The following is a 3,256-nucleotide window of genomic DNA, read 5'->3' on the forward strand; positions in this document are numbered from 1 at the left end:
GACAAAGGCTGGCTGCCTGCTCCAGGGCTTGGCGCAATTCCGCGACCAGAGCCTTGTCTAGCCGGGGGTCGTCCAAGCCTCCCAGGATCTCCACGCGGTCCGTGGTGGTATCGTGGAGTGCCGGCAGGAAGCAGCAGCGCGGGTCGATGTCCCAGCCCTTGTCGATCAGCGCCTGGCGCACCTGGGGATCGTTCAGTAGATCCGCCGCTGCCCTGGCGTTCACCTCACCGGTCTGTCCAGCACAGGCGCCACAATCCAGGCCGGCCCGGTGTGGATTGTTGGTGGTAGAGCTGCCGTGCCCGGCGAGTAGCACGATGGGCGCCACACCCCCATTCAATCCCAAGCCCGTCAGTATGAACTCCGCCATGCCGACCCGCTGTTCCAGGGTGAGCGATGCGGGTAGTACGCAGCGAATCTGGGAGCGCTCATCCGCCGTGAGTCCGGCCTCGTCCGGCGGAGTTGATGGCCGGTGCCAACCCATGGTGTCCGCCAGCAGGCGACCGACGTAGGCAAGGCCCGCCGTCTCCACAAAGGAAAAGCAGGACGCCGCGGAGAGCTTGAAGTGCTTCCACTCTGCCCCCCGGCGCAGCCGTCGGAAGCGTCGCTCGACGATCTGCGCGGGTGCTGCTTCCGTGACGTGTACTTGGGGCTTGAGTAGCACCGGGGCCTGGGTTCTGGGTGCGACATCTCCTTGGCGCTGATAGTCCAGCAGTACCCCAAAGAAACCCGCAAAGCCGATGGTGTCCAGGCTCGGCATCACGCTCTCCAGGTGGCGGCGGAAGACCTCGGAGCGGACATCGATGCAGAAGGCTGCCTGCACCGCAGGCTGGTGCCGGTTCCTGGAAGGTTGGCGGCGGATATTGGCCGCCACCTCTCGACGATAGGCAATCTCCGAGGCGCGCAGAAGCACCTCTCCGCGCCGGGCCTCGGCGACGTCCTCCGTCTTGTCATCCATGATCCAGGCCTGGATCTGACGGTGCCAGCGTTCCAACACCCGGGGCTCGGCCGTTCGCCGCAGGAGCGCTTCCCAGACCATGCGGATCGTCAACAGATCCAAGAGGTCTCCCTGATTCGAGCCCTGTAGCTCCGCCTGCCACAACAGATAGCGGCACCAGCTGGCCCAGCCGCCGATGGATTTCAGCAGGACAAACAAGTAGTCCTCCTGGGCGGGTTGCGGAAGTCCCAGGGTCTGCAAGGCCCACTGCCGAGCGTCGGTGCCGCTGGCCGGCAAGGCCAGCAGGTGGGAGCGCATGCCCTTGAAGCCCATGGCACGCAGGCTGCGATCCACCAAGGTGTACTGCCGCCACGAGCCAAAAAGCCCCATCGTCGGATCCTTGGGAAAGGACCAGAGCGACTGCCCGCGGTCGTAGTAGGCGGCCAGGAATCGACTGATCTGCTCGACCACGTACTGCGATATCGAAGGATGCCCTGGGCGATCCATGAGTTCGGGCAGGCGCGGCAGACGCATGGGCAACTCCGAGGGCTCGCGCAGGTAGCTTCGCCAGTCGAGTTCGTCCATGTCTACCTCCAGATCCGCGGAGGCCTGGAGAATGTCCGCCATGTGGAGCTTGCCCTTCTGCAGCAGGTCCGCATACCAGCGCCGGTCCATGAGGACGCGCTCGCCCACGGTTTCCTGCAAGTGTGCTGCCGCATCCGCGAAGGATTGGTCGGCAAAGCCCCAATAAGGGTTGACCGCGACGAAGCTGTCCAAAGGCCAGACGGGGGCAATTCGGCGGATCACCCGATCGAAAAGCTGCTCTGTGTTTTCTGTAATTGCATTACTCATTGGGAACCTCCAGATGGACCGATGGCGCTTCTATTGCGAGCTACGGATTGCAAGGATTCCACGGCGAGATTCTTGCGCGGCAACTCGACGCTCACGCGCTCGGACCAGAAGCGGTGCGAGAAGCGTTCTACCCAGATATCCACGTACAGACCGTTGTAGAAATGGGTGAATAGTACGAGCTGGATCTTTTGCGGAAGCACGCCTCGTCCCGGACCCTGGATCCAGCTCAAAGCCAGAAAGCTCAGCATCGACAGCCCAAGAAGCCAGAGATAAGGAGTGCCGACCGGCACCGTGGCCTGGGTCAGGTCTGTCGTGAAGCCCCAGACAAAGAGCGTATGCAGGATCAGATAAGTGAAGCCCGAACCGATAGCGAGCAAAAGAGCGACGAGGCGATCGGCGAGGGCGTCGAATTGTAGGCCCTTGATCACGATCTGCGATACCGCTACGGCCACGATCACCACCAAGGCCATCCAGGTCGGATCGCGGACCGGGTCTTCACCGAAGAGCCAGGCCCCGCCGGCGGAAATGACCAGCCCCAGAATCACCGCAAGTAACCACGAAGCCGTGGAAGGGATCTTCTTCCCTCCCGGGGGTACCTGGCGCAGCTGGTCGGTGACGCTTCCCGATGAGAGAAAGGCGTGGGCCTTGTACAGAGAATGTCCCACCAGGTGTAGCAAAGCCAGCGGGAAGAGCCCCAGCCCCAATTCCAGGGACATGAACCCGAGCTGCGCGGTGGTCGACCAGGCGAGCATGGATTTGATAGCCGTCTGTGTCGTCATTGCCAACCCGGCGATGACCACGGTCGCCAGGCCCATCCCACCCAAGAACCAAAGGGCCTCCGGCACTCGCACCAACAGTGCCGTCGTGCGCAGAGCAATGATGGCTCCGCTGTAGACCACGCCTGCGTGCATCAGCGCCGATACCGGTGTGGGAGCCTCCATGACCTGGATCAACCACCCCTGAAAAGGAAAGTGCGCACTTTTCAGGACGACCGCGCCAACGATCAACCACGCCGCCATCTGCAAGGCGAAGGGCATGGTGTTCGTGTGCTCGACGAACCGACGCAGAGCACTGAATTGCAGACTGCCGATCTGGGAGCCGATCAACCCGGTTGCGCCGACCAGGAACAGATCGGCCGTCCGGCTGAAAAGGGACTTCTTGTGCGCCGCCATGATGGCTTTCGGCCGCTCGCCGTAGAACTTGAGTAGCTGGTTCAGACTGAAGCCGGTGGCGATGATGGCGAGGGTGAACAGACCGATATTGCCGGATATCACCACCAGCAGGAAGAAGCCGCCGGTAAAGGCAAGCAGGCGGAAAAAGCGCGCCTGATGGGGGTCGCCATCCAGATATTCCACGCTGTATTGGGCAATCATCAGAATGACGAAGGACACCAAGGATGCCAGAATCAGTGTCAATCCATTGACCGCTATGGAAAAAGGGAGATCGAAGGCAAGCCCAGGGAGAGGGAAG

The 3,256-nt window shown here is 62.1% G+C and carries 2 protein-coding genes; both read right to left on the reverse strand.

Annotated elements, in window-relative coordinates:
* The coding region (locus Q0C23_RS00450) for a putative inorganic carbon transporter subunit DabA (protein ID WP_291510411.1) at positions 1–1,786 on the reverse strand (1,786 nt) is incomplete at its 3' end.
* Positions 1,783–3,256 (reverse strand): proton-conducting transporter membrane subunit (locus Q0C23_RS00455; protein WP_291510412.1); only part of this gene is annotated, 1,474 nt, incomplete at its 5' end. The genes Q0C23_RS00455 and Q0C23_RS00450, both read right to left, overlap by 4 nt.

The sequence above is a fragment of the Acidithiobacillus sp. genome (genome assembly GCF_023256195.1).
Lineage (GTDB): Bacteria > Pseudomonadota > Gammaproteobacteria > Acidithiobacillales > Acidithiobacillaceae > Acidithiobacillus_A.